Annotated in this window: 1 protein-coding gene; it reads left to right on the top strand. The window is 62.3% G+C overall.

All coding sequences use genetic code 11. From position 1 onward, the window contains the following. Nucleotides 1-197 precede the first annotated feature (197 nt). Nucleotides 198-1,136, top strand: a complete 939-nt coding sequence (locus EFQ99_RS34820; RefSeq protein ID WP_126925341.1) for an IS110 family RNA-guided transposase — start codon at nucleotides 198-200, stop codon at nucleotides 1,134-1,136. The last annotated feature ends 20 nt before the right edge of the window (nucleotides 1,137-1,156 follow it).

Genomic DNA, 1,156 nt, shown 5'->3' with positions numbered 1-1,156 from the left:
CCCTTGTATCTGCACATTGGTGATTTTGTGCGATTGAAGCGACTGAGCCTCTTGCCGGGTGGCCACCCGGCAAGAGGCGTGGCGGCGTCGCCCGTTCTCCCTCCGGTTACAACCGTGGATGAGCCAGGGATCGTCGCCATTGTCACGTACGACCGAACAGTCGCTTGGTTCCAACCGCACGCACAAGGCAGGTTACCGTGAACAGCATCATCTGTGGAGTGGATGTTTCGAAGGCCTGGCTGGATGTGTTCATCCGGCCGTCCGGTGTTTCCCAGCGTTTCGGCAACGATGCGGCCGGCATCAGCGCGCTTGCCGCTCTGTGCCGGGCCGAGGGTGTCGAGCTTGTGGCCATGGAAGCCTCCGGCGGCTATGAGCGGGCGGCCTTCCTGTTGTTGTGGGAGATGGGGATCGCCTGCGCGCTTGCCAATGCACGCAATGTGCGCCGCTTTGCCGAGGCGATGGGCTTTCTGGAAAAGACCGACAAGATCGATGCGGCGGTGATTGCCCATTATGCCGAGGCCAGGCCGCTTCGTGCCTCGCCACCGCCAAAGCCTGAGCAGATGCGGCTGCAGGCGTTGGTGGCGCGGCTGTCCCAGGTCACCGGCGACCTGATCGTTCAGCGGCAGCGCAAAACGGCGACCCGCGATGCAGACACCATTGAAAGCCTCAATGAGGTGATCGCGCTTCTGGTGCGCCAGAGCCGCAGGCTGGAAGGGGAGATCGCCTCGATGATCGACGACGATCCGCTCTGGGCCAGTCTCGACAAGGCCTTTCGCTCCATCAAGGGCGTTGCCTCGCGCACCGTTGCCCGGCTGATGGCCGAGCTGCCGGAGATCGGCCACATCTCCAACAAGGCGATCGTCAAGCTTTCCGGCCTTGCGCCGATTGCCAACGACAGCGGCAAGAAGAGCGGACCACGGCCGGTGCGCGGTGGCCGAAAGGGACCGCGCGGTATCCTCTTCCTGATCGCCGCCATCGCAGCCAGATACGATCCGCATCTGGCTGCCTTCCAGCAACGGTTGCAGGCGGCAGGCAAGCCGAAAATGGTCATCCGCATTGCCCTCGCCAGAAAGCTCCTCGTCATTCTCAACGCAAAAGCACGAGACGCGCGAAGGGAATTCCAATATGCAACTTGACACACCAGATAGTCGCTCAT

Origin of the sequence: Rhizobium vallis (genome assembly GCF_003985155.1) — a bacterium.
Classification (GTDB): domain Bacteria; phylum Pseudomonadota; class Alphaproteobacteria; order Rhizobiales; family Rhizobiaceae; genus Rhizobium; species Rhizobium vallis.
Note: the sequence above shows the minus strand (reverse complement) of the source record. Positions and strands in the feature narration are given on the sequence as shown.